The organism is Klebsiella sp. CN_Kp100, assembly GCF_040065315.1.
In the GTDB taxonomy this organism is placed as follows: domain Bacteria; phylum Pseudomonadota; class Gammaproteobacteria; order Enterobacterales; family Enterobacteriaceae; genus Klebsiella; species Klebsiella oxytoca.
This window is the reverse complement of record NZ_JBEAIJ010000038.1, coordinates 98,494-122,210: the sequence shown is the minus strand read 5'-3', so window position 1 is coordinate 122,210 and position 23,717 is coordinate 98,494. Positions and strand designations below refer to the sequence as shown.

Sequence of the window (23,717 nt, the reverse complement as noted above, 5' to 3'; positions counted from 1 at the left end):
CTTTATTTACCGGCTTAACGATCCCAGTAGGCCTCTTCCAGACTATCTTCACGCTCCGGCAGGCCGCGGGTCAGACGCGGTGAATGCTGGTTCAGCACCTGATAGCTCACGCGGTTAGCGTATTTACACACCTGCGCCAGCGAGGAATAGGTCAGCCATTTGCATTTGTGCTTGCTGGAGTTCGGCACGTTATTGCGATGATAATTATTAGCGGTGATGTCGTGCAGCAGCGCCGCCAGCGCGCCGTCGCCGGCGCCGTTGGTGTTCATGATCTTCTCCGGCCCGCCCATATAGGGTGCGATATGCGAATAAATACGCAGCGGATTCTCGCAGTCCTGGTGGCGCATCGCGCGGCTGAATTCATACTGGTTAAACTCGGCAATCGCGCCAGGCAGCAGCGGATGCTGCGTTTTGCGCTTAGCCTCATCCTCGGTAAAACTGGCCATATACAGCCCGGCGGGCCCGGCGGTGCACAGTACCAGGTCAACCCACTCCAGCGCCTTGTCGGAAGCCAGCAGCGGATCGGATAGTCCGGTCAGCGCTTCCGCCTCCTCTTCGTTCATCGCCAGAATAGAAACGTGTTCTTTGAGGAACGCCTGCCACCACGCCGGATTATCAGCGATAACGTATTTAGTCCCCAGGGTCAGGACCACCGGTACATCGTGCTTTTTCGCATATTTGATGGCCTGCATCGTCGCGTCCGGCATCGGCTCACCCGGCTTGCAGCGGACGAGGTAGGAGGTCAGCACCAGTGCGGAAGCGCCGGCGATCACGCTTTCCGGAATGCTTTCCGGGCGGAGCTTATTCATATGACCGGGGCTGATCGCAAAGGTGCGCTCGCCGGAGTCGCTAATAAGGGTAAAGCAGCGACCAATCGCGCCATCCACGCCTTGCAGGTAGTTCAGATCGGTACGGCTGGAGGTGTTGCACAGGTAGCGATAGGCGTAGCCGCCGATTTCAATATTGCTGCACATGACGCCAAGCAGAACCGAGCGGTCATCCGCCAGCACCGAGTAGTTGTGCATGGTGTTTCCGATGGTACCACCGGCAAACTGGTGGGTAATCAGATCGTTGCGGACCAGTTCCTGGTACAACGCTTCGGCGACATCATCCTCAATCACCAGCGAATGCCCGGCGCTCAGGCCGTAGCGTACGATAAACGCCTCATCCACTTTCGCTTCGATATCGACCAGGGTTTGATCGATGCCGACGACCCAGGCGACGTTAGACTCATTGTCCGGCTGAATTTGTTGCAGCAGCGGATCGCGAGCGTTGACGGGAAAATAGTGTTTGGATTTGCGTTTACCGGGAAATTTCATAGTGGCGATTTATTGACAGTGAACAAGCGGGGAATAGTAGCATACTCCCCGCCGCACGCGCGATCAGCGATATTTCGCCGTCAGGTTGACCATCATTTCAATATGCGCGGTGTCCGCATTAAGCGCCGGTATGTACTCATATTGCTGGCCGCCGGCTTCAAGGAAGATTTCCCGGTTTTGCACCGCGATCTCTTCCAGCGTCTCCAGGCAATCGGCAGCAAAGCCGGGACAGATAACCTGAATATGCTTCACCCCTTTCTCACCGAGCATTTTCAGCGTTTCGTCAGTATAGGGCGTCAGCCACGGCTCACGACCAAAGCGCGACTGAAAAGTCATCATGACCCGGTCAGGCGACAGACCAAGGGCTGAAACCAGCTCACGAGTGGTATCGCGACAGCGCTGAGGATAGGTATCCCCTTGCTGAGCGTAACGCTGTGGAATCCCATGATAGGAGAGCAGCAGTAAATCCGGCTCGCCGTGCACCGCAAACGAAGCGCGTACGCTGGCGGCCAGCGCGTGAATGTAGTCCACATCATCGGCATAGTCGCGAATAAAAGAGATGCCGGGAATCGCGCGCTTTCTGGCGAGGATACGCCCCAGCTCATCCCAGACCGCCGCCACGGTAGAGCAGGAGTATTGCGGATAGAGCGGTAGCACCACGATGTGGTCCACACCCTGCGCCAGCAGTTCATCCACCGCGCTCTCCAGCGACGGCGAGCCGTAGCTCATCCCCAGCGCCACCGGCGTATCCGGAAGCCGCGCGGCCAGCGCCTGCCGCTGCTGCTGGCTATAGACCATCAGCGGCGAGCCGTCTTCCATCCAGATGGACTGATAGAGCTTAGCGACCCTGGGGGCGCGCAGGGGCAGTATCACGCCGCGCAGCAACGGCCACCACAGTAGACGGGAGGTATCCACCACGCGCCGATCGCTAAGAAACTGTCGTAGATAGCGCTTAACCGCGTCGGGCGTGGGCGCATCGGGAGTGCCTAAATTGGCTAATAAGATACCTGTTTTCGTCTGATGCATTACCGCCTCTTAACCATTTGAATCGCTGACAATTGTAGCTGAAATGGCGCTAAACGGAACCAATCATAGAAAAAGGTAAAATGAGAGGAGTTCTCACCCCGCCGCTGCGGGATGAGAACTAACGGAATTAACCGAGAATTTTTTCCAGTTCGGCGCGAACGTCCGCCACCGCTTTGGTGCCATCAACTTTCGCGTATTGGGTATTGCCCGCTTCGGCTTCTTTCTGATAGTAGCCGATCAGCGGAGCCGTCATCTGATGATACTCAACCAGACGCTTACGCACGGTCTCTTCCTGGTCGTCTTTACGGGTGGTCAGCTCTTCGCCGGTCACATCGTCTTTGTCTTCGACTTTCGGCGGATTAAATTTGATGTGATAAACGCGGCCGGAAGCAGCGTGAACGCGACGGCCGATGATGCGGTCAACGATCAGTTCATCAGGAACATCGAATTCCAGTACGTAATCTACGGCAATGCCCGCTTCTTTCATAGCGTCAGCCTGAGGAATGGTGCGCGGGAAGCCGTCCAGCAGGAATCCGTTGCGGCAATCTTCCTGAGTGATACGCTCTTTCACCAGGGCGATAACCAGTTCGTCGGTGACCAGCTTACCGGCGTCCATAATATCCTTCGCCTTTTTGCCCAGCTCGGAGCCTGACTTCACCGCGGCACGCAGCATGTCGCCGGTGGAGATTTGCGGAATACCGTATTTCTCCATGATGAACTGAGCCTGAGTTCCTTTACCCGCGCCCGGAGCGCCAAGCAGAATAATACGCATTACGAAAATCCCCTCAAAAGTTGATTCAATATTTCAAAAAACGCTAAACCATACCACCAGAACGCGGATGGCTCAAGGAAGGCGGGGCGGCTGAAACGGTTAATGGTGAGATATTTTACGTAGAGTGCGTTTTGTTGCCCTCATTCCGCTCCTCTCCCGCAGGGCAAGGAAGAAAACACGCGCCGGAGCCAGCAGGGGAACAGGGAGAAGCAGGCTAAACGATGACAGCCTCCGCGCCAGCATGTCAATGCCGGGCAAGTCCCCTCTCCCTGACAGGGAGAGGGAGAGGCTGAGGGGAAAGATTACGACGCCAGCAGCTGGTTCATGCGGCGAATAAACTGGTTCGGATCTTCCAGCGTACCGCGCTCGGCCAGCAGCGCCTGATCGAGAAGCAGCTCAACCCACTCGCCGAATTGCGCATCATCCTGAGTGTCCGCCGCGCGTTTTACCAGCGGATGCAGCGGGTTCAGTTCGAAGATGTACTTCACTTCCGGCGCGGCCTGGCCCGCAGCGGCAAACAGTTTCGCCATTTGGGTGCTCATTTCATCCGCGTCGGTGGTAACGATGGCCGGCGTATCGGTCAGACGATGGGTCAGGCGAACCTCTTTCACCCGGTCGCCGAGCAGCGTTTTGGCTCGCTCAACGAACGGCTCCAGCGCCTTCTCAGCTTCTTTTGTGGTTTCATCCACTTCGTCCGTCAGCTTATCCAGCGACTCATCGGCTTTCGCCACCGACTGGAACGGCTTACCGTCGAACTCGGTCAGATAGCTCATCATCCACTCGTCGATGCGATCGGAAAGCAGCAGCACTTCAATGCCTTTCTTACGCAGCAGTTCCAGATGCGGGCTGCTCTTCGCGGCGGCGTAGCTGTCGGCGGTAATGTAGTAAATCTTCTCCTGCCCTTCTTTCATGCGGGAGACGTACTCTTCCAGCGACACGGTCTGCGCGGCGGAATTGGTATGGGTACTGGCGAAACGCAGCAGTTTAGCAATGGTCTGCTGGTTAGCGTGGTCTTCCGCCGGGCCTTCTTTCAGCACAAGGCCAAACTGCTGCCAGAAGGTCTGATATTTTTCCGCGTCGTCTTTCGCCAGTTTTTCCAGCATCTGCAGGGCGCGCTTGCTCAGCGCAGTGCGCAGATTGCGGGTCACGCTGCTGTCCTGAAGGATTTCACGCGACACGTTCAGCGGCAGATCGTTGGAGTCGACCAGGCCGCGGACGAAGCGCAGGTAGTTCGGCATAAACTGCTCAGCGTCATCCATGATGAAAACGCGCTGTACGTACAGCTTCAGGCCGTGTTTATGGTCGCGATTCCACATATCCCATGGCGCCTGCGACGGGATATACAGCAGGCTGGTGTACTCCTGCTTGCCTTCAACGCGGTTGTGGCTCCAGGTCAGCGGATCGCTGTAGTCATGGGCAATATGCTTATAAAACTCGTTGTACTCGTCGTCTTTGATTTCCGACTTATTGCGCGTCCACAGCGCCTGGGCTTTGTTAATTTTCTCCCAGGTAATGACGGTTTCACCGTCCACTTCTTCGCGTTTTTCAATTTCCACCGGCAGCGCGATGTGATCGGAGTATTTGCTGATAATCGAACGCACGCGCCAGTCGTTGAGGAAATCATCCTCGCCTTCGCGCAGGTGCAGCGTGATCTCGGTACCGCGATCGGCTTTGTTAATGTCGGCAACGGTATATTCGCCTTCGCCGGCGGACTCCCAGAATACGCCATTTTCTGCGCTGTCTCCCGCCGCGCGGGTACGTACGGTGACTTTATCAGCGACAATAAACGCTGAATAGAAGCCCACGCCGAACTGGCCAATCAGCTGGCTGTCTTTCGCCTGGTCAGAGCCCATGGACTCAAGGAATGCTTTGGTGCCGGACTTGGCGATGGTGCCGAGATGGTCAATCACTTCATCGCGGTTCATACCAATGCCGTTATCGGCAATGGTCAGGGTGCGGTTGTCTTTATCAAATGAAACACGCACGCGCAGTTCGCCGTCGCCTTCATACAGATCCGGCTGGGACAGGGCGCGGAAGCGCAGCTTGTCGGCCGCATCGGAGGCGTTGGAAATCAGCTCACGCAGGAAAATTTCTTTGTTGGAATAAAGAGAATGGATCATCAGGTGCAGAAGCTGCTTAACCTCTGACTGAAAACCACGAGTTTCTTGTCCTTTCATCTAAATCAACCTCAACAATGCCATTGTTAATGGTAAAAAAACCGTTGAGGGTGAGATGGGGACAGAGGAAGACGTTTTCAAGCGGAGGCCCTGAAAAGCGCCTCCGTTTGATTAAAAACGAATCTTATGCCGTCCGGCAAGAGAGTGTGACAGCGTTGTGCCGTCAACCATTTCCAGCTCGCCGCCGACCGGTACGCCATGAGCGATACGGCTCGCCTCTACGCCATACTGCGCGCAAAGCTCGGCGATATAGTTCGCGGTCGCCTCCCCTTCAACCGTTGGGTTGGTTGCGAGGATCACTTCCTGCATCGATTCGTCACGCAGACGCTGCTCCAGGCGATCGAGCCCAATGTCATCCGGCCCGATGCCGTCAAGCGGCGACAGATGGCCCATCAGCACAAAATAACGACCGGAAAACTGCCCGGTCTGCTCGATAGCGTAGATATCCGCTGGGCTCTCTACCACGCAGATCTGGCCGTTTTCCTTCCGCCGAGGGTTGCTGCAAATATTGCATACCTCCTGCTCGGTGAATGTGCGGCAATCGGCGCAGTGGCCGATTTCCGACATCGCGCGCGTCAGCGCTTGCGCCAGGCGCATCCCGCCGCTGCGATCGCGCTGCAGCAGGGTAAACGCCATGCGCTGCGCCGACTTCGGGCCGACGCCCGGCAGGCAGCGCAGTGCTTCCATAAGCTGCGTTAACAGCGGACTGGTTTGCATCAGAACGGCATCTTAAAGCCTGGCGGCAGCTGCATACCGGCGGACACAGACGCCATTTTTTCTTTCTGCGTCTCTTCGATGCGGCGGGCGGCATCGTTAAACGCAGCGGCCACCAGATCTTCCAGCATCTCTTTGTCGTCTTCCAGCAGGCTCGGGTCGATCTCAACGCGGCGGCAGTTATGCGCACCGTTGATGGTGACTTTGACCAGGCCTGCGCCGGATTCACCGGTCACTTCCAGTCGAGCGACTTCTTCCTGCATCTGCTGCATTTTTTCTTGCATCTGCTGGGCCTGCTTCATCAGGTTACCCAGACCGCCTTTTCCACCAAACATAGGCTTCTCTCTCAGTAGGTCATCGTTAAGGATGCTGACCGCAAGTCAGACTTGCAATCAAATGGGGCGAATACTCTCTTCATCCAGGTCCGCATCGAAAAATCGACGCAGCGTCTGAATGTTATTATCCGCAATAATCGCTTCACGCGCCTGCGCGAGCTTTTCTTCATAAATTGCCTGCCGCCACTCAAGCGGCGTGCGCATCGCGGGATTATCATCTTCCACGATGGTCAATTCAACCGGCGTACCGTACAAAATACCGAGCGCTTCCGCCAGCTTTTGCTGCGCGCCCGCCGAATTCAGGTGCCGCTGGCTCGGGCGAAGATGCAGGCAGACGCGGTTGCCCTCCTGCTCTTTCCAGGCATTGAGAGCGACCTGCTCCACCAGCTTTGGTACCGCAAGCCGGCTGACTTCCGCCGCCCAGCTATCGCGCTCGACCGCTTCAATAGCCAGTTTTGCCGCCAGTTCCGGCGTTTTTTCATGCTCCAGCGCTTTTTTCAGCGCCTTCGGCGTCGCCACTTCTTCTTTCACGGTTTCAACAACCGTCGTCGATTTCCAGCGATAAGCTTCTTTTTTCGCCGGCGCTTTTTCCAGCGCAGCAGCAGCCGGACGCGCCTGTACGCGTTCAGTAATCGAACTCAGTCGTTCCAGCGCAGCGTTATTCACCGGCCGCGCGCGGGAAGCGGCTGCCGGTTCACTCTTTTTTGGGGTGGGCGCTCCCTGGCTGCGCTGCAGTTGGCTGCGTGCCGCCAGCACCTGGCTGGTGGTCTGCGGCAAATTCTGCGGCGGCGGCGGCGGCGGAGCGGATGCCGGGGCGGACTGCTGTGCAGGGGCGGCCTGAATAGCCTGCGCCGGCGGCGCCTCCGGTTCCGGCAGCGGCATACGCGGATGGAACGCCAGCGCACGCAGAAGCGTCATCTCAACGCCCATCCGGCGATCCGGCGCGTATGGAAGCTCTTTACGGCCAATTAATAACGTTTGATAGTACAGCTGAACATCGGTAGGCGGCACCGTCCGCGCCAGTTCGCGCATGCGTAGCTCTATCGCGGCCATATCCGCCCCCAGCGCCGACGGCGACAGCTGAACCATTGCAATGCGGTGCAACAGGCTCTGCATTTCCACCAGCAAAGCCTCCCACTCCACGCCGCGAGCGGCAGCTTCATTGACGCCGGCCATGACGCGTTCGCCATCGGCGGCCACCAGCGCTTCAATCAGCGAGAGCGCCTGATCGTCGTCAAGCGTACCGAGCATGGTGCTAACGGATTCAGCCGTCAGACGGCCGTCGCCGCTGGCGATAGCCTGATCGGTCAGGCTTAATGCATCGCGCAGGCTGCCATCCGCCGCGCGCGACAGCAGCTGCAGCGCGCGCGGTTCGAAAGCGATCTGCTCGACGCCGAGGATATGCTCAAGCTGATGGCGAATCTGTTCGACATCCAGCGCCTTAAGATGGAACTGCAGGCAGCGGGAAAGAATGGTCACCGGCAGCTTCTGCGGATCGGTGGTCGCCAGCAGAAATTTTACGTGCGCCGGCGGCTCCTCCAGCGTTTTTAACAACGCGTTGAAGCTGTGGCGCGAAAGCATATGGACTTCATCGATCAGATAGACCTTGAAGCGACCGCGGGCCGGCGCGTACTGAACGTTATCCAGCAGATCGCGGGTATCTTCGACTTTGGTGCGCGAAGCGGCATCGATCTCTATCAGATCGACAAAGCGCCCCTGTTCTATTTCACGGCAGTTATCGCAGACGCCGCATGGCGTGGCGGTAATACCGGTTTCACAGTTTAATCCTTTTGCCAGCAGACGTGCGATAGAGGTTTTACCCACGCCGCGGGTGCCGGAAAAGAGATAGGCATGATGAATGCGCCCTAACGACAAGCCGTTCGCCAGTGCGGTCAGCACATGTTCCTGGCCGACGACGTCAGCAAAGGTTTGTGGGCGCCATTTACGGGCTAAGACCTGATAACTCATGGGCTGGCTCTGAAACGCTGGAAGGTGAAATCACGAGGGGGTCATGCTATCACAGCCCCGCTCAATCAGCGAGGCTATGTGGAGGGATTTGCTTAGTGACCCGGGAAAGGGACCAGGCTATAGCAGTTAATTCCCAGTTTTTCCAGACGCTGCTCGCCGCCCAGATCGAACAGATTGATAATAAAAGCCGCATCGTGCACTTCACCGCCCAGGCGACGGATAAGCTTCACGGTGGCGTCGATGGTGCCGCCGGTTGCCAGCAGATCGTCAACCACCAGGACTTTATCGCCTTCTTTGATCGCATCGACATGGATTTCCAGCTGATCGGTGCCGTACTCAAGCTCGTAGCTTTCTGCGATGGTCTCACGCGGCAGCTTACGCGGCTTGCGTACCGGAACAAAGCTTACGCCCAGCGCCAGCGCAACCGGTGCGCCAAACAAGAAGCCACGCGCTTCGGTGCCCACCACTTTGGTAATACCCGCGTCTTTATAACGCTCGGCCAGCAGTTCAATGCTGAGCGCATAGGCCTTCGGGTCTTCCAGCAAGCTGGTGACATCACGGAAAAGGATGCCAGGTTTCGGATAGTCCTGGATGCTTTGGATGCTGTTCTTCAGATATTCAAGCTGCTGTGCTGTTGCGGTCATAAGTGTATGCCTGATTAAAACGGTATTACTCACGGGCATGCCAAATGGGCCAAAGAAACATTTGTTTAACCTTTGACCAGGCTTACCCGCGCTCGAAAACGCCAGAATTTACTGGCTGTCAGCGACAATTGCAACCATCATTATTGCGCATCAGTGCTTTTGTTGCTTTGCATCAACCACCGGAATGCGCCACATAAATATCAGCAGACAGGCCAGAATGATCAGCAGCAAGATGCGCACCCAGGTAAGATTAACCAGCCACAGGGAAATAGCAAAGGTCAGCAAAATCATCGCTATCGCGCGCGGCTTCGCTCCCGGCGGCATGGCGCGGTATTTCTGCCAGTGACGCAGGTAACCGCCAAACCATGAGCGGTACAAAAGCCAGTGGTGAAAACGCGGCGACGAGCGCGCAAAGCACCAGGCGGCAAGCAGGATAAAAGGCGTCGTCGGCAGTAGCGGTAAAAATACGCCCAGCGTTCCCAGCGCTACCGCCAGCCAGCCAATGATGATCAAAATAATACGTGGCATAATGCGAATCGTTATCAAGAAGATAACGCTAATGTAGCACAGTTGCTTATCAGGGGATGGAGGAGTTATTTGAAAACCACCCGGCTTTTACATTCGCTGGAAAATCAGCTTGCGGAGCTGGCCGTCCGGGTAGCGCCAATGGCGAATCACGCGACCCTCAGCCCGCGTTTCGATCGCCAGCTGTTTCGGACCCGCAGCACGCAGATGCAGGCTTATCTCAATGAGGCCAGCGATCGTTTAACGGAATTAAAGCTGGCGGTCGAACGCCAGCAGCTCCCCCAGGTTGCCTGGCTGGCGGAACATCTTGTGGCCCAAATCGCCGCCATTAGCCGGGAAACGGCCACCTGGTCGTTACGCGCCTGGGATAGCGCTTCGCCGACGCTTAGCCGCTGGCAGCGCCGGCGTATCCAGCATCAGGAATATGAGCGGCGTCTGCTGGCCATGCGCAACGATCGCCAGAGACAGCTGGCGCAAGCCACCTCTCTTGAGGAACAGCAGCGGCTGGCAAAAGAAGTTGACGCCTACGCCGCACGCCTTGCCCGCTGTCGCGACGCGCTGGAAAAAATTGAAAACAGGCTGGCCCGATTAACACGTTAAGTGGAGGAAGAAAGATGTCGCTGGAAAATGCGCCTGACGAGGTCAAGCTGGCCGTCGATTTAATCATGCTGCTTGAGGAAAATAATGTCCCTGCGCAAACCGTGCTAGCTGCGCTGGAGATTATCCGTCGCGATTATGAAAACAAAGTAAAAAGTGCGGAAGAGGCCTCGCAAAACGCGCCGGAGTAGCCTGTTGCCGGATCGTTGGGGGTGGCAGAGTCATCGCCTGCCCTTACCAAAACGGATAAATGCTCATGGAAATATTCTCACGTACGCCGCACGATGCCATTTTTCGTCAAATGTTGATTCAGAAAGAGGTCGCCCGCGATTTCTTACAGCTTTACCTCCCGGCGCAGTTTTTAAGTATCTGCGATCTTAGTACGCTGCAGCTGGATTCAGGCAGTTTTATCGAAGAAGACCTGCGCTCCAGCTACTCGGATATACTTTACTCTCTGCAAACGCGGCACGGCGCCGGATATATCTATGCGCTGATTGAACATCAAAGCTCTCCGGACAAGCTCATGGCTTTTCGCCTGATGCGCTATACGCTCGCAGCCATGCAGCGTCACCTTGATGCTGGCCACGATACGTTGCCCCTTGTGGTCCCCATTCTGTTTTATCACGGCGCCGTCAGTCCCTGGCCGCATACGCTCAACTGGCATCATCTCTTTGACCATCCTGAGCTTGCCAGCGCGCTGTACGGCGGTGATTTTCCACTGGTGGACCTGACCGTTATGCCAGGTAATCAATTCATCCTCCACCAGCGAATGGCGATGCTGGAACTGTTGCAGAAGCATATCCGCCAGCGCGATCTGGCCGAATTGCAACCGATACTGATTGCGCTGCTGGCGATTGCCGAATGGCTGGAAGAGAAAGGTCGTAAAAAAGGGAGAAGAGAAGGCAGACTGGAGGGTCGACAGGAAGGCCGTAAAGAAATCTCGCACAGCATTGCGCTGAAAATGCTCGCCAGCGGGCAGGATCCTAAGATGGTGATGGAGCTGACGGGTCTGAGCCAGGAAGAACTCTCCTCGCTCAGCCATTAAAATCTGCGGGGCGGGTATTTACCGCCCCGCCATGCTTAGCTCATCGCCGGAGTGGCATCGTCGCCTTTATCCCGCTTCACCTCGGTGACTTCATCGCCCTTCTCATTGCGAAGATGAACCTCCAGCTGGTTAAAGGCGATATCAATATTGTTCTCACGACACAAACGATCGATCGCCCGGTTAAGCTCATCCACCGCATAGCTGCGATCGCGAAGTTCGCGCACGTATAGTCGTAGTTCATGATCGAGCGTACTGGCGCCGAAAGTGGTAAAGAAAACCGATGGCGCGGGCTCTTGCATCACTTTCGGATGCTCGTGCGCGGCCTTAAGCAGTACTTCTTTAACCTTATCCAGGTCAGAACCGTACGCGACGCCAAGGCGGATGACAACGCGGGTGACGGTATCGGAGAGCGACCAGTTAATCAGACGCTCAGTCACGAAGGCCTTATTGGGGATAATCACCTCTTTACGGTCAAAATCGGTGATGGTCGTGGCGCGAATGCGGATTTTGCTGACGGTGCCGGAGAAGGTGCCAATGGTCACCGTATCGCCAATGCGCACCGGGCGCTCAAAGAGAATAATCAGACCGGAAACAAAGTTACCGAATATTTCCTGTAAGCCGAAACCTAAACCAACCGACAGCGCCGCTGCCAGCCACTGTAGTTTATCCCATGAGACGCCCAGAGCGCCAAATACCGTCATCGCGCCAATAACAATAATGGCGTAATTAAGGATTGTCGTAATGGCATAAGACGCACCCTGGCGCATATTTAGTCGGGACAGCACCAGCACTTCCAGCAGTCCCGGCAGGTTGCGAATTAACGCCCAGGCAACCATCGAAGCGACAATCGCGAACAGCAGGCTCCCCATGGTAACGCTTTTCACGGCGCTGACCCCGGCTTCGGTACCGTTGTAATGCCACAGCGTAATACTATCGAGATAGGCGAAGACGGTGATGAGATCCGACCAAATCGCCCAGAACAGGACCGCAAACAGCGCGATCATCACCAGCATCGTAATACGCAGCGTTTGCTGGTTAACCTGCTCCAGAGCAATTGTCGGTTCTTCCTGCGGCTCGGCTCCTTCAGCCCCCTCTTTAACCAGATGCTGACGACGCGCCAGCGCGCGGCGCCAGGCAATACGCCGCGCGGCCACGCTCAGGCCGCGCAGCACGGTCTGATACAACAGGTTCCACAGCATCACCAGATAAACGGTTTCAATCCAGCGGCCGGCCAGACGCAGCGTCGTATAGAAATAGCCGGTTGCCGTCAGCACCATCAGGGCAATGGGAACGATCGATAGCACGGTAACGGTGATAAGGCGCAGGCTGTGAGATTCTTTATCACGCCAGCTTTCGCGGCACATCGGCAAGACCAGCACCGCGATCAGCAACAGGTTGAGGAAAATAACGAACTGCCCGAGAACGTCATCCATCAGGTGCAGCGGCGACAGTTCCGACATCACCGACCAGAAGTTGAGCGGCAGCAGCGCAAGGCTCACGCGAACAATCTGCCGCCGCCAGTGGCTGGTCAGCTGTGACGGCATATTAAAGTGGCTCACCGCCACGCCGTCTTTTTCCAGCACTTTCCAGCACAGGCCAAACACCAGCCAGAATAGCGCCAGCTTCTTGCTATAGGCCCACAGAAGGTCGCTAATATTCAGCTGCATCGTCAGCAGAATCAGACCGACGGCGAGTATGACCAGCACCACAGGCAGCGCCCGAATCAGATCGATAAGAATCGCTTTCGGCGTGTGGAGCTGCGTATCGTTGCGCAGTTGCCCCACCTGCGACGCCAGCTTAGCCTGATACGCTTTCAGCCAGTTCAGACGCCAGCGAATCAGACCGGCAATCAGCAGCAGCGGCAGGCCGGCCAGAAAAGCGATAAATACCGCAGGCCAGGCCTTTTCCCAGTTTACGGTGATTTTCATCGCCTTAAACTGTCCTTTCAGCGCCTCCGGGAAGGCTTTAAACCACTCCCAGTCCATCGGGCGGTTGCTATTTACCCAGAAAATCTGCTGCGTCAGGATGGCTTTCAGGTTGGTTGACACGCTCATTAGCTGCTGCTGATTGATTTGCAGGTTAATCGCCATCATCAGCTGGTTGCCGAGCTGTTTATTAAACTGATCGAGCAGTTCCCGGCGCATATCAACAATCTCAAGAAGTGCATCATGCACTTCGGGATTCACCTCGCTGCTATGCCCCTCCTCCAGCTTCGCGACATACGCATCGCTCTGGAATAGCGCATCGCGCTGCTGGTTGACCTCGAACTGCTCAAGGCGCAGGTCGGCGATGCGGTTGGTCATGTCGCTTAGCTCCTCCGCAGAGGGCAGCGTTTGCTGTTGCTGATAAAGGATACGCGACAGCAGCAGGCTGCCTTTCAGCACGGAAATCTGCTCTTTAATATCGCGCTCGGATTGCAGAGCACGATCGAGCCAGGTCTTCACTTTGATGTTGCGCTGAACCAGCTGATTACCCGTTTCCGTTGCCGAAATGAGCCTTTCGCTCAACTGGTGATTAATGTCCAGCTCCTGCTTGACCAGCGGGTTTGCCTGAATACGGGCCGTTTCGTCCGGAGAAACCGCTTCCTGAGCCGTCTTTTCCGTCAGCGTCAGGCGCTTGCTATTCACCGCTTCCTGCAACAGCTGAAGCTGATGCTCCAGTCGATTGCTGTAAGCGGTGATGTAGTCACGCTGCTTTTGCAGGGTATCCTGCAGCACCGTGTTGCCTTCCAGGCTTTTACGCTGTTGATCTATCTGTGCATTCAGCAAGGCCTGCTGCGCCAGCAGCAAATTCTGCTGGGTAGGACGTAGCGCCTCTTCGCCCGTAGTCGTGCCATTCAGACGATTACGGATCTGCTGCAGCTGCTGAGAGGCGGAATACATCGCATTCTGCACGCGTTCCGGCTGCGTCTGTAGCGAAACAAGCTGACTATTATAAGTCGCCAGATCGTTTTGCGCGTTTTGCAAATCGTCCAGAGTCTGAGAGACGCGCGATTCCAGCTGGCGCAGCGACAAGGTGCTCAGCGTTTTACGCGTCGCCTCGTCGTTGGGGACATCGCTTAGCGCGTTCAGGCTATCGATAGCCTGATTCATTTTCGCAGGCGCCTGAGCGACCTGCTGGCGCAGCTGCGTCGTTTCCGACTTTATGCGCTCAATTTTATCGAGCGTTTCCAGCGTCTGAGTCAGGTCCTGCTGAACCAGCTTATCCTGGGGAGTCAAATCTTTTTGCTTGTTCAGCGTCGTGAGCTGGCTCTGGACCTCGGAGCGTTCAGGTAAATCAGCCGCCAGCGCCGAATTAACGCTAATACAGCCGATAAAAAACATCAGGGTAAGAACTACAGCAGAGAGGGCATTTCGCCAACGGATAGTATGCAGCATAGTGTTAACATGAGTGATTGCAAAAGCCGGAGAATACCGGGGATCGTCGCAGCGCGAAGAATAGCACTTCTGTTATCACTAAAATAGCGGCGGACAGCAGGAATCATTCCTCTGGTGTCCGCTAGCCGGGTTAAGCGTCCAGTCCTTCAGAACTGCGCAGAGAGGGGCAAAATTGATACATTTCCAGCAGGACTTCGACATAATCCCGCGCTTCTTTTTGCAGATCAAAGGCGTTCGGCGCCAAAAGCCAGTTTTCCATCAGGCCGGAAAGATAGCTGCGCATGAGGATCGCCGCCCGGCGGGTTAATAAATTGGCGGGTAGCATCTTCGCGACAATGCACTCCTTTAATGTTTGTTCGATACGGTCGTAGCTCTCAAGGCAAAGAATGCGCTGCGCTTCTTGCAGCGTGACCATTTCACCGACGAATTCACATTTATGAAAGATGATTTCCATCATCAGCCGTCTGCGTTTTTCTGTCACAGTGGCTTCAAGGATATACACTAAGATCTCTCGCACAACTGACAGTGGATCGTTGGGGAATTTTGCCCGATACTCAACTTCGAGATCGTTAATATTGGCTTCTGACAGCACCCATATTTCATTAAATAAGTCCGATTTATTTTTGAAATGCCAATAGATAGCCCCCCTCGTCACACCGGCAGCTTTTGCAATTGCGGCCAGCGAGGTGGATGATACGCCTTGCTGCGAAAACAAACGCAGAGCAACATCCAGAATATGTTGCCGGGTCTCAAGCGCCTGTTGTTTGGTTTTTCGTGCCATAGGTCGATGAGTTTACAGAGGTTACGTTTACATACATTTGTGAATGTATGTACCATAGCATGACCATAATAGAAACACAGCAGTGGGTTTGTGGTCGATTGAGCCACTGAACAATTTGAAATTGGACACTCGAGGTTTACATATGAACAAAAACAGAGGGTTAACGCCTCTGGCGGTCGTTCTGATGCTCTCAGGCAGCTTAGCGCTAACAGGATGTGACGACAAACCGGCTCAGCAAGGAGCCCAGCAAATGCCGGAAGTCGGTATTGTGACGCTCAAATCCGCTCCTCTACAAATTACTACTGAACTGCCGGGCCGTACCAGCGCCTATCGCGTTGCGGAAGTTCGTCCTCAGGTCAGTGGCATTATTTTGAAACGTAACTTCACCGAAGGCAGCGATATCCAGGCTGGCGTGTCTCTTTATCAAATCGATCCGGCAACCTATCAAGCCACCTATGAAAGCGCGAAAGGCGATTTAGCCAAAGCGCAGGCTGCCGCCAATATGGATCAGCTGACGGTTAAACGTTACCAGAAACTGTTAGGCACAAAGTACATTAGCCAACAGGATTACGATACTGCCGTAGCCACGGCTCAGCAGAGCAACGCTGCCGTCGTCGCCGCTAAAGCCGCGGTTGAAACCGCGCGCATCAATCTGGCCTACACTAAGGTGACCTCCCCGATCAGCGGCCGCATTGGTAAATCCGCGGTCACGGAAGGCGCGCTGGTGCAGAACGGCCAGACTACTGCCCTGGCGACCGTGCAACAGCTTGATCCTATCTACGTGGATGTGACTCAATCGAGCAACGATTTTCTGCGTCTGAAACAAGAGCTGGCTAACGGCAAACTGCAGCAGGAGAACGGTAAAGCGAAGGTTGAACTGGTCACTAACGACGGTTTGAAATACCCGCAGAACGGTACGCTGGAGTTCTCCGACGTTACCGTTGATCAGACTACCGGTTCTATCACGCTGCGCGCGATTTTCCCGAACCCGGATCACACTCTGCTGCCCGGCATGTTCGTTCGCGCGCGCCTGGAAGAAGGCGTAAATCCTGATGCGATTCTGGTTCCGCAGCAGGGCGTAACCCGTACCCCGCGCGGCGATGCCAGCGCGATGGTTGTCGGCGAAGGCGATAAAGTCGAAGTTCGCCAGATTACCGCCACTCAGGCGATTGGCGATAAATGGCTGGTCACCGAAGGGCTGAAAACTGGCGATCGCGTCATTATTAGCGGTCTGCAGAAAGTCAAACCAGGCGTACAGGTAAAAGCGCAGGAAGTCGTTTCTGATGAAAAACAGCAAGCCGCAGGCAACGCTCAGTCAGAACAAACCAAGTCTTAACTTAAACAGGAGCCGTTAAGACATGCCTAATTTCTTTATCGATCGCCCCATCTTTGCCTGGGTGATCGCCATCATCATTATGCTGGCTGGGGGGCTCTCGATCCTCAAGTTGCCAATAGCGCAATATCCGACGATTGCGCCGCCGGCAATTTCCATCACGGCCATGTACCCCGGTGCCGACGCAGAAACCGTGCAGAACACCGTGACTCAGGTTATCGAACAGAACATGAACGGTATCGATCACCTGATGTACATGTCTTCAAATGGCGACTCCACCGGTACAGCAACCATCACTCTGACCTTTGAATCCGGTACCGATCCGGATATTGCTCAGGTACAGGTTCAAAACAAACTGGCGCTGGCGACACCGCTGCTGCCGCAGGAAGTACAGCAGCAGGGTATTAGCGTTGAAAAGGCATCCAGCAGCTTCCTGATGGTTGTCGGCGTTATTAATACTAACGGCACCATGAATCAGGATGACATTTCTGACTATGTTGCCGCCAACATGAAAGATGCGATTAGCCGTACCAGCGGCGTTGGTGACGTGCAGTTGTTTGGTTCCCAGTACGCTATGCGTATCTGGATGGACCCAAACAAACTCAATAACTTCCAGTTGACGCCGGTTGACGTTATCAGCGCCCTGAAAGCGCAGAACGCCCAGGTTGCAGCAGGACAGTTAGGCGGTACGCCCCCGGTGAAAGGCCAGCAGCTGAATGCCTCCATCGTGGCGCAGACTCGTCTGACCAATACTGAAGAGTTTGGCAACATTCTGCTGAAGGTTAACCAGGATGGCTCCCAGGTTCGTCTGCGCGATGTCGCGCGCATTGAGCTGGGTGGTGAAAACTATGACGTTATCGCGAAGTTTAACGGTCAGCCAGCTTCTGGTCTGGGTATTAAACTGGCGACCGGCGCGAACGCGCTGGATACCGCAAACGCCATTCGCGCCGAACTGAAGAAAATGGAGCCTTTCTTCCCTTCTGGCCTGAAGATTGTTTATCCGTATGACACCACTCCATTCGTGCAGATCTCCATTCACGAAGTGGTAAAAACGCTGGTTGAAGCCATCATCCTGGTGTTCCTGGTAATGTATCTGTTCCTGCAGAACTTCCGCGCCACCTTGATTCCGACGATTGCCGTGCCGGTCGTACTGCTGGGGACGTTCGCCATCCTCGCGCTGTTCGGTTTCTCGATAAACACGCTCACCATGTTTGGTATGGTGCTCGCCATAGGCTTGCTTGTGGATGACGCCATCGTGGTGGTGGAAAACGTCGAACGTGTAATGGCAGAGGAAGGGCTACCGCCGAAGGAAGCCACGCGTAAATCAATGGGCCAGATTCAGGGCGCGCTGGTAGGTATCGCGATGGTGCTTTCTGCGGTGTTTATCCCGATGGCCTTCTTTGGCGGTTCCACCGGTGCGATTTACCGCCAGTTCTCGATCACCATCGTCTCCGCGATGGCGCTGTCGGTGCTGGTCGCTCTGATTCTCACCCCGGCGCTTTGCGCCACGATGCTGAAGCCAATCCAAAAAGGCAGCCATGGCGCAACCACTGGCTTCTTCGGTTGGTTTAACCGCATGTTTGATAAGAGCACGCATCACTATACCGACAGCGTAGGCAACATCCTGCGTAGTACCGGTCGCTATCTGGTGCTGTACCTGATCATTGTTGTGGGAATGGCCTGGCTGTTCGTTCGTCTGCCAAGTTCGTTCCTGCCAGACGAAGACCAGGGCGTATTCCTGAGCATGGCGCAGCTGCCTGCAGGCGCAACTCAGGAGCGTACCCAGAAAGTACTGGATGAGATGACCAATTACTATCTCACCAAAGAGAAAGATAACGTTGAATCGGTATTCGCCGTAAACGGTTTTGGTTTCGCTGGTCGTGGACAAAACACCGGTATCGCGTTCGTCTCTCTGAAGGACTGGAGCCAGCGTCCAGGCGAAGAGAACAAAGTTGAGGCGATTACCGGCCGCGCGATGGGCTATTTCTCGCAGATCAAAGATGCAATGGTCTTCGCCTTTAACCTGCCGGCAATTGTTGAACTCGGTACCGCAACAGGCTTTGACTTCCAGCTGATCGACCAGGCTGGCCTGGGCCATGAAAAACTGACCCAGGCACGTAACCAGCTTTTTGGAATGGTTGCGCAGCACCCTGACGTATTGAGCGGCGTTCGTCCAAACGGCCTGGAAGATACTCCGCAGTTCAAAGTGGATATCGATCAGGAAAAAGCGCAGGCGCTTGGCGTGTCTATAAGCGATATCAACACGACGCTTGGCGCGGCATGGGGCGGAAGCTACGTCAACGACTTCATTGACCGTGGCCGCGTGAAGAAAGTGTATATCATGTCCGAAGCGAAATACCGCATGCTGCCGGAAGACATTGGCAACTGGTACGTACGCGGTAGCGATGGACAGATGGTACCGTTCTCCGCCTTCTCAACCTCGCGCTGGGAATACGGCTCGCCGCGTCTGGAGCGCTACAACGGTCTGCCATCGATGGAAATCCTCGGCCAGGCGACACCGGGTAAGAGTACCGGTGAAGCGATGAACCTGATGGAAGAGCTGGCGGGTAAACTGCCTGCCGGTATCGGCTATGACTGGACGGGTATGTCATATCAGGAACGTTTGTCAGGTAACCAGGCGCCAGCGCTGTACGCTATCTCGCTGATCGTCGTCTTCCTGTGTCTGGCGGCGCTGTACGAGAGCTGGTCAATTCCATTCTCGGTCATGCTGGTCGTTCCGCTCGGTGTTGTGGGGGCGCTGCTGGCTGCCACCTTCCGAGGATTGACTAACGACGTTTACTTCCAGGTTGGTCTGTTGACCACTATCGGCCTGTCGGCGAAGAACGCGATACTGATCGTTGAATTCGCCAAAGACCTGATGGATAAAGAAGGCAAAGGCCTGATTGAGGCAACGCTTGAAGCCGTTCGTATGCGTCTGCGTCCGATTCTGATGACCTCCCTGGCGTTTATCCTCGGTGTAATGCCGCTGGTTATCAGCTCCGGCGCAGGCTCCGGCGCGCAGAATGCTGTAGGTACTGGCGTAATGGGCGGGATGATTACCGCGACGGTTCTGGCGATTTTCTTCGTGCCGGTATTCTTCGTGGTCGTGCGTCGCCGCTTCAGTAGGAAAAATGAGGATATTGAGCACAGCCATCCGGTTGAGCATCATTAATCTCTCCATTAAGGGCCGCATTCGCGGCCCTTTCACTTTGTCTCACTTTAAAACGCACGGATTGTGATTGTTTATTTTATAACCTGAGATATAATATTTAATGATGATTACCGCTGCTTATCTATGACCTTTTTTCACTGACTTTACTCCCTCAACTCCACACTAAGAATATTCTCAATCACTGACATTATGTATGGTTGTATCAACGTATCAGCTAAACGCACGGGCTAACCCGATGATATATAAGGTCAGTCTTCGATTTTTCCGTTGTAGTTAAAGGCACGATATAATAAAGACCGAGGCATTTAAGATAAATTGACCGCGTTAATTGTAATTTTTCGTAATAGCACGATGAAATCTTTTTAAGAGTGGATTATAGTTAAAGAGCAAGATTACAATGTATGTGTCAGGTCTGTTAGTCGTGTTCATCCCACAACGGTGTCGATAGTCGTCGTTAAACCACTAAAAAGGGGGATGCGTTATGGACGAATACTCGCCAAAAAGACATGATATTGCGCAGCTTAAATTTCTCTGCGAAACCCTGTATCATGACTGTCTTGCAAACCTGGAAGAGAGCAACCATGGCTGGGTTAATGACCCAACCTCTGCTGTCAATCTTCAGCTTAATGAATTGATCGAGCACATTGCCGCGTTCGCACTTAATTATAAAATTAAGTATGCTGAGGATAATAAGCTGGTGACTCAGCTTGACGAATATCTGGATGACACTTTCGTGTTGTTCAGCAACTACGGCATTAACACTGCAGATCTGCAGAAATGGCGTAAATCAGGCAACAGGTTATTCCGCTGCTTTGTGAACGCCAGTCGGGAAAACCCGGCCAGTCTTTCTTGTTAATATTATTACAATCAAAAGGTGAATTTATGTCTGATAAAACATTAACCAAAATAGACTATTTGATGCGCTTACGACGTTGTCAGACAATTGATACGCTGGAGCGCGTAATTGAAAAAAATAAATATGAACTTTCTGATAATGAACTGGCGGTATTTTACTCAGCAGCCGATCATCGTCTTGCTGAACTGACGATGAATAAACTGTATGACAAGATCCCGCCATCGGTCTGGAAATTCATCCGCTAATTATTTCAAATGAAAGCCCGAACTCTTGTGCCGAAAACGCCCTTCCCTCATGCTGCTAATAAATGCGACACCGGTCACAGAAGCTGTTTCTGTACCTATATGAAACCGGTTTCTTTTTTATACTGTGGCGGCCTACAATGAGGAAATAAGGGAAGCCTCCATGAGTGAAGAAAAACAAAAAATGATTGCCGGTGAACTGTATGTGTCAGGTGACGCTGAGCTAAAGGCCGACCGTCTACTGGCCAGACAACTGTTGCATCGTTACAATCATTCAGCGCCTGAAGAGCGTGAATTAAGAAAAGCATTACTGACGGAACTGCTAGGCCACGCAGGCGACGCTTATATCGAACCCACTTTTCGCTGCGATTACGGCTACAATATCTTCCTCGGGAAAAATTTCTACGCCAACTTTGATTGCGTGATGCTGGATGTGTGTCCGATACATATTGGCGAAAACTGCATGCTGGCGCCGGGTGTGCATATTTATACCGCAACGCATCCCCTTGACCCTGTTGAACGAAATAGCGGTAAAGAGTACGGAAAACCCGTCACTATTGGCCACAATGTGTGGATTGGCGGCCGGGCCGTAATTAATCCTGGCGTGACTATCGGCGACAATGCCATCGTGGCTTCCGGTTCCGTAGTGGTGAAAAATGTGCCAGCCAACGCCGTCGTCGGCGGAAACCCGGCCCAAATCATAAAAATGCTGGAGAGCGAAAAACGGTAACTGTTATGCTTTTCCGCAACCAATCTGTTACTTTTCCCACGGATTTACGCAACATAAAATAGCCTTCAGGCTGAGCCCAACGCGCATCTGTTCGCCGCGTCTGCATAGGGGCTCATGGCAGAATTTGGGGAATAAAATGACAGAAATACAGCGGCTGCTGAAAAGCACCATTGATGAGCTTAATGTGCAAGAGAAGCGCGATAACCGTCCGCGCTTTAGCATAAGCTTTATTCGCAACCATCCATGGCTTTTTGTCGCGATGTATGCGGCTTTCCTGGCAACACTCATCGTGATGCTGCGTTCTGAAACGCTGGTAGATTCGGTCTGGCTATTAATCGTACTATTTGTTCTGCTGAACGGCTTCTTTTTCTTTGACGTTTACCCGCGCTATCGCTATGAAGACATTGATGTTCTGGACTTCCGCGTTTGTTATAACGGGGAGTGGTACAACACTCGATTTGTTCCCGGTCAGCTCATCGACCGAATCCTGCAGTCGCCGCGCGTCGATGGCGAGCAGAAAGCTCAGCTGCAAAAAATGATCGCCACCAAAGGCGAACTCTCATTTTACGATGTCTTTTCCCTTACCCGCATCGGTGCTGCGCAATAAGGCGATCCAGCGTCCGTATCGCAGAAGGAAAGCGTGATGCGGACGTATTACCGTAGCCCAGAACAAAGCCGCTTCTCGCCTTTTTTTCATTCAGATAAAAACGGCTTAATGCGCCGGGCGCGAGCTGAAACCGCCGGGCCTGCTGCACAATAGCTTCATCATCAACGTCTTCGACGACGACAGTCAGGTGTAACCCCCCCTCGCCGCCTGATATTTCATAAGGGTGAGTAAGCTCTGCCGCCAGCGTTTCCCGCAGCTGCTGCTGGCGTTTGCGATACAAGCGGCGCATAGCGGCAAGATGACGCGCGTAGTGCCCCTCTTCGATAAACAGCGCCAGCGCCCGCTGTTCAGCACGATGACCGCCGCGTAACAGTGAACCAATCGCGCCTCTTGCGGCATCCGCCAGCCCCTCCGGCATCACCATAAAGCCAATACGCAGCGCGGGAAAAAGCGTTTTGCTGAATGTCCCCAGATAAACTACCGGCGCCTGCCTGACCATTCCCAGCATGGCGGGAATCGGTTCGCCGCTATAACGAAATTCACTATCGTAATCATCCTCGATAAGCCAGGCGTCATGACGGCGGGCGTATTCCAGTAAAGCCAGTCGCCGCCCGGCGCTCATCACCGTACCGCAGGGGTATTGATGGGACGGTGAAGTAAAGATTAATCGCGGTGCTGCGCTATCATCATCGGTATCGAACCGCATACCCTCTCGATCGACGGGTATACCCTTGATGTGAAGCCCGGCTTTAAGAAACATGCTTTTTGCCCCTAAATAGCCGGGTTCTTCCACCCATGCCGTCTCCCCGGCAACGCTCAGCAGATGCGTACATAAATCAACGGCTTCCAGCGCTCCTTCCGTAATCACAATTTGCCCGGCTTTGCAGCGGATGCCCCGGGAGAGCGCCAGATGACGGGCAATCGCTTTGCGCAATACAAGTTCCCCCTGCGCATCGCCGTAGCCCAGCAATGCGCTTCCCTCCTCGCGCAATACCCGGTCAAGGAGTCGACGCCAGATAGCAAGAGGAAAGTAGTTAACCGCAGGCATTCCCGGTGTAAAGAGCAGCGTGGGCGAATCTCGGCGCGTGGCGGCGGGTAATCCCTGAAGATACTCGGGGAGCACAATCACGCGCGCCGCAATTTCCTCTTCTCCCTGCGACTTCAAAAGCGCGGCGTATGTCCCCTGGCGGCTACGCAACAGGTACCCCTCCATCGCCAGCTGCTCCAGCGCGCCATTGACGGTATTGCGCGATAGCTTCAGACGCTGCGCCATAGCCCGTGAACCTGGCAGGCGGCTACCGCCCGCCAGCGTACCTTGCAAAATGGCCGTTCGCAGACGGAGATAGAGCGTGCGCTGCAGGGTTTCACGCCCTCTGTCGCACAGCGCCTGCTCCAACAGAGTAAAAAAAGCATCATCAGGAATATTCATTTTGGCTCCTCGTGGTACTACGAGAACATACTCTGATGGCCCTTTTTATGGAACCAATAAGGGCTTAA

General features: G+C 54.4%; 22 protein-coding genes and 1 other annotated feature. Of the genes, 9 read left to right on the top strand and 13 right to left on the bottom strand.

The genetic code is table 11. The annotated features are described in order from the left end of the window. Positions 1–14 precede the first annotated feature (14 nt). From ABLV12_RS15140 to ABLV12_RS15100, 9 genes are all read right to left on the bottom strand, one after another. Positions 15–1,319, bottom strand: coding sequence for an inosine/guanosine kinase (locus ABLV12_RS15140; RefSeq protein ID WP_004099683.1), 1,305 nt, complete (start codon positions 1,317–1,319; stop codon positions 15–17). Between the two features lie 63 nt (positions 1,320–1,382). After that, positions 1,383–2,345, bottom strand: coding sequence for a ferrochelatase (hemH, locus tag ABLV12_RS15135; protein WP_004099681.1), 963 nt, complete (start codon positions 2,343–2,345; stop codon positions 1,383–1,385). 127 nt (positions 2,346–2,472) lie between these two features. Continuing rightward, positions 2,473–3,117 carry an adenylate kinase gene (adk, locus tag ABLV12_RS15130; RefSeq protein ID WP_335269447.1) on the bottom strand — a complete coding sequence of 215 codons (645 nt, stop codon included), beginning with the start codon at positions 3,115–3,117 and terminating at the stop codon, positions 2,473–2,475. Between the two features lie 302 nt (positions 3,118–3,419). After that, entirely contained in the window at positions 3,420–5,294 is a 1,875-nt protein-coding gene (gene htpG / locus ABLV12_RS15125) for a molecular chaperone HtpG (RefSeq protein ID WP_335269449.1), read from the bottom strand. A gap of 111 nt (positions 5,295–5,405) precedes the next feature. Then, complete coding sequence (gene recR, locus ABLV12_RS15120; RefSeq protein WP_004099675.1) at positions 5,406–6,011, bottom strand: recombination mediator RecR; 606 nt, start codon at positions 6,009–6,011, stop codon at positions 5,406–5,408. Beyond that, a complete protein-coding gene (locus tag ABLV12_RS15115; protein ID WP_004099673.1) occupies positions 6,011–6,343 on the bottom strand; it encodes a YbaB/EbfC family nucleoid-associated protein in 333 nt (110 codons plus the stop codon). Before ABLV12_RS15115 ends, recR begins: the two co-directional genes overlap by 1 nt. Before the next feature lie 57 nt (positions 6,344–6,400). Then, a complete protein-coding gene (gene dnaX, locus ABLV12_RS15110) occupies positions 6,401–8,311 on the bottom strand; it encodes a DNA polymerase III subunit gamma/tau (protein WP_004099671.1) in 1,911 nt (636 codons plus the stop codon). Continuing rightward, positions 7,004–7,068 (bottom strand) — a sequence feature (DnaX frameshifting element). It overlaps the preceding gene by 65 nt. 92 nt (positions 8,312–8,403) lie before the next feature. Continuing rightward, the gene (apt, locus tag ABLV12_RS15105; protein WP_348867134.1) at positions 8,404–8,955 is read right to left on the bottom strand and encodes an adenine phosphoribosyltransferase; all 552 of its coding nucleotides are present in this window, start codon (positions 8,953–8,955) and stop codon (positions 8,404–8,406) included. Between the two features lie 150 nt (positions 8,956–9,105). Then, complete coding sequence (locus ABLV12_RS15100) at positions 9,106–9,483, bottom strand: DUF454 family protein (protein ID WP_004099668.1); 378 nt, start codon at positions 9,481–9,483, stop codon at positions 9,106–9,108. A gap of 69 nt (positions 9,484–9,552) precedes the next feature. On the opposite strand from ABLV12_RS15100, the gene priC reads away from it, so the two are divergent. The 3 genes from priC to ABLV12_RS15085 all read left to right on the top strand — a co-directional run bounded on the left by priC (position 9,553) and on the right by ABLV12_RS15085 (position 11,122). After that, complete coding sequence (gene priC, locus ABLV12_RS15095; protein ID WP_016808706.1) at positions 9,553–10,080, top strand: primosomal replication protein N''; 528 nt, start codon at positions 9,553–9,555, stop codon at positions 10,078–10,080. A gap of 14 nt (positions 10,081–10,094) precedes the next feature. After that, on the top strand, positions 10,095–10,268 hold the full coding sequence (rsmS, locus tag ABLV12_RS15090) for a pleiotropic regulatory protein RsmS (RefSeq protein WP_004099661.1): 174 nt from the start codon (positions 10,095–10,097) through the stop codon (positions 10,266–10,268). Between the two features lie 65 nt (positions 10,269–10,333). Next, a complete protein-coding gene (locus ABLV12_RS15085) occupies positions 10,334–11,122 on the top strand; it encodes an Rpn family recombination-promoting nuclease/putative transposase (protein ID WP_348867133.1) in 789 nt (262 codons plus the stop codon). Between the two features lie 35 nt (positions 11,123–11,157). On the opposite strand, the gene mscK is transcribed toward ABLV12_RS15085, so the two are convergent. Beyond that, on the bottom strand, positions 11,158–14,499 hold the full coding sequence (gene mscK / locus ABLV12_RS15080) for a mechanosensitive channel MscK (protein WP_064396971.1): 3,342 nt from the start codon (positions 14,497–14,499) through the stop codon (positions 11,158–11,160). A 130-nt stretch (positions 14,500–14,629) separates the two neighbouring features. Then, on the bottom strand, positions 14,630–15,280 hold the full coding sequence (gene acrR, locus ABLV12_RS15075) for a multidrug efflux transporter transcriptional repressor AcrR (protein ID WP_004099655.1): 651 nt from the start codon (positions 15,278–15,280) through the stop codon (positions 14,630–14,632). A gap of 142 nt (positions 15,281–15,422) precedes the next feature. On the opposite strand from acrR, the gene acrA reads away from it, so the two are divergent. From acrA to maa, 5 genes are all read left to right on the top strand, one after another. Further along, complete coding sequence (acrA, locus tag ABLV12_RS15070) at positions 15,423–16,616, top strand: multidrug efflux RND transporter periplasmic adaptor subunit AcrA (RefSeq protein WP_004111040.1); 1,194 nt, start codon at positions 15,423–15,425, stop codon at positions 16,614–16,616. A gap of 22 nt (positions 16,617–16,638) precedes the next feature. Further along, the gene (gene acrB, locus ABLV12_RS15065) at positions 16,639–19,785 is read left to right on the top strand and encodes a multidrug efflux RND transporter permease subunit AcrB (RefSeq protein WP_004099650.1); all 3,147 of its coding nucleotides are present in this window, start codon (positions 16,639–16,641) and stop codon (positions 19,783–19,785) included. A gap of 481 nt (positions 19,786–20,266) precedes the next feature. Further along, positions 20,267–20,641, top strand: a complete 375-nt coding sequence (tomB, locus tag ABLV12_RS15060) for an Hha toxicity modulator TomB (protein ID WP_004099648.1) — start codon at positions 20,267–20,269, stop codon at positions 20,639–20,641. Between the two features lie 26 nt (positions 20,642–20,667). Next, positions 20,668–20,886, top strand: coding sequence for an HHA domain-containing protein (locus ABLV12_RS15055; protein WP_004099646.1), 219 nt, complete (start codon positions 20,668–20,670; stop codon positions 20,884–20,886). Positions 20,887–21,046: 160 nt separating this feature from the next. Then, positions 21,047–21,613 carry a maltose O-acetyltransferase gene (gene maa, locus ABLV12_RS15050; RefSeq protein ID WP_023320460.1) on the top strand — a complete coding sequence of 189 codons (567 nt, stop codon included), beginning with the start codon at positions 21,047–21,049 and terminating at the stop codon, positions 21,611–21,613. On the opposite strand, the gene ABLV12_RS15045 is transcribed toward maa, so the two are convergent. Next, positions 21,582–21,719, bottom strand: coding sequence for a hypothetical protein (locus tag ABLV12_RS15045; RefSeq protein WP_224226357.1), 138 nt, complete (start codon positions 21,717–21,719; stop codon positions 21,582–21,584). The two genes, maa and ABLV12_RS15045, sit on opposite strands and share 32 nt — an antisense overlap. Before the next feature lie 30 nt (positions 21,720–21,749). Between ABLV12_RS15045 and ABLV12_RS15040 the strand changes: the two genes are divergently transcribed. Next, on the top strand, positions 21,750–22,220 hold the full coding sequence (locus tag ABLV12_RS15040; protein WP_004111038.1) for a YlaC family protein: 471 nt from the start codon (positions 21,750–21,752) through the stop codon (positions 22,218–22,220). On the opposite strand, the gene ABLV12_RS15035 is transcribed toward ABLV12_RS15040, so the two are convergent. Further along, entirely contained in the window at positions 22,195–23,649 is a 1,455-nt protein-coding gene (locus ABLV12_RS15035) for a PLP-dependent aminotransferase family protein (RefSeq protein ID WP_224313875.1), read from the bottom strand. The two genes, ABLV12_RS15040 and ABLV12_RS15035, sit on opposite strands and share 26 nt — an antisense overlap. Between the last annotated feature and the right edge of the window lie 68 nt (positions 23,650–23,717).

What these genes read in the sequence shown, in the direction of transcription:
- ABLV12_RS15040 (WP_004111038.1), top strand. Translation starts at nt 21,750, where the DNA reads ATGACAGAAATACAGCGGCTGCTGAAAAGCACCATTGATGAGCTTAAT.
- acrR (WP_004099655.1), bottom strand. Translation starts at nt 15,280, where the DNA reads ATGGCACGAAAAACCAAACAACAGGCGCTTGAGACCCGGCAACATATT.
- acrA (WP_004111040.1), top strand. Translation starts at nt 15,423, where the DNA reads ATGAACAAAAACAGAGGGTTAACGCCTCTGGCGGTCGTTCTGATGCTC.
- ABLV12_RS15055 (WP_004099646.1), top strand. Translation starts at nt 20,668, where the DNA reads ATGTCTGATAAAACATTAACCAAAATAGACTATTTGATGCGCTTACGA.
- ABLV12_RS15140 (WP_004099683.1), bottom strand. Translation starts at nt 1,319, where the DNA reads ATGAAATTTCCCGGTAAACGCAAATCCAAACACTATTTTCCCGTCAAC.
- maa (WP_023320460.1), top strand. Translation starts at nt 21,047, where the DNA reads ATGAGTGAAGAAAAACAAAAAATGATTGCCGGTGAACTGTATGTGTCA.
- adk (WP_335269447.1), bottom strand. Translation starts at nt 3,117, where the DNA reads ATGCGTATTATTCTGCTTGGCGCTCCGGGCGCGGGTAAAGGAACTCAG.
- recR (WP_004099675.1), bottom strand. Translation starts at nt 6,011, where the DNA reads ATGCAAACCAGTCCGCTGTTAACGCAGCTTATGGAAGCACTGCGCTGC.
- rsmS (WP_004099661.1), top strand. Translation starts at nt 10,095, where the DNA reads ATGTCGCTGGAAAATGCGCCTGACGAGGTCAAGCTGGCCGTCGATTTA.
- mscK (WP_064396971.1), bottom strand. Translation starts at nt 14,499, where the DNA reads ATGCTGCATACTATCCGTTGGCGAAATGCCCTCTCTGCTGTAGTTCTT.
- dnaX (WP_004099671.1), bottom strand. Translation starts at nt 8,311, where the DNA reads ATGAGTTATCAGGTCTTAGCCCGTAAATGGCGCCCACAAACCTTTGCT.
- ABLV12_RS15085 (WP_348867133.1), top strand. Translation starts at nt 10,334, where the DNA reads ATGGAAATATTCTCACGTACGCCGCACGATGCCATTTTTCGTCAAATG.
- ABLV12_RS15035 (WP_224313875.1), bottom strand. Translation starts at nt 23,649, where the DNA reads ATGAATATTCCTGATGATGCTTTTTTTACTCTGTTGGAGCAGGCGCTG.
- tomB (WP_004099648.1), top strand. Translation starts at nt 20,267, where the DNA reads ATGGACGAATACTCGCCAAAAAGACATGATATTGCGCAGCTTAAATTT.
- hemH (WP_004099681.1), bottom strand. Translation starts at nt 2,345, where the DNA reads ATGCATCAGACGAAAACAGGTATCTTATTAGCCAATTTAGGCACTCCC.
- ABLV12_RS15100 (WP_004099668.1), bottom strand. Translation starts at nt 9,483, where the DNA reads ATGCCACGTATTATTTTGATCATCATTGGCTGGCTGGCGGTAGCGCTG.
- htpG (WP_335269449.1), bottom strand. Translation starts at nt 5,294, where the DNA reads ATGAAAGGACAAGAAACTCGTGGTTTTCAGTCAGAGGTTAAGCAGCTT.
- apt (WP_348867134.1), bottom strand. Translation starts at nt 8,955, where the DNA reads ATGACCGCAACAGCACAGCAGCTTGAATATCTGAAGAACAGCATCCAA.
- acrB (WP_004099650.1), top strand. Translation starts at nt 16,639, where the DNA reads ATGCCTAATTTCTTTATCGATCGCCCCATCTTTGCCTGGGTGATCGCC.
- ABLV12_RS15115 (WP_004099673.1), bottom strand. Translation starts at nt 6,343, where the DNA reads ATGTTTGGTGGAAAAGGCGGTCTGGGTAACCTGATGAAGCAGGCCCAG.
- ABLV12_RS15045 (WP_224226357.1), bottom strand. Translation starts at nt 21,719, where the DNA reads ATGCAGACGCGGCGAACAGATGCGCGTTGGGCTCAGCCTGAAGGCTAT.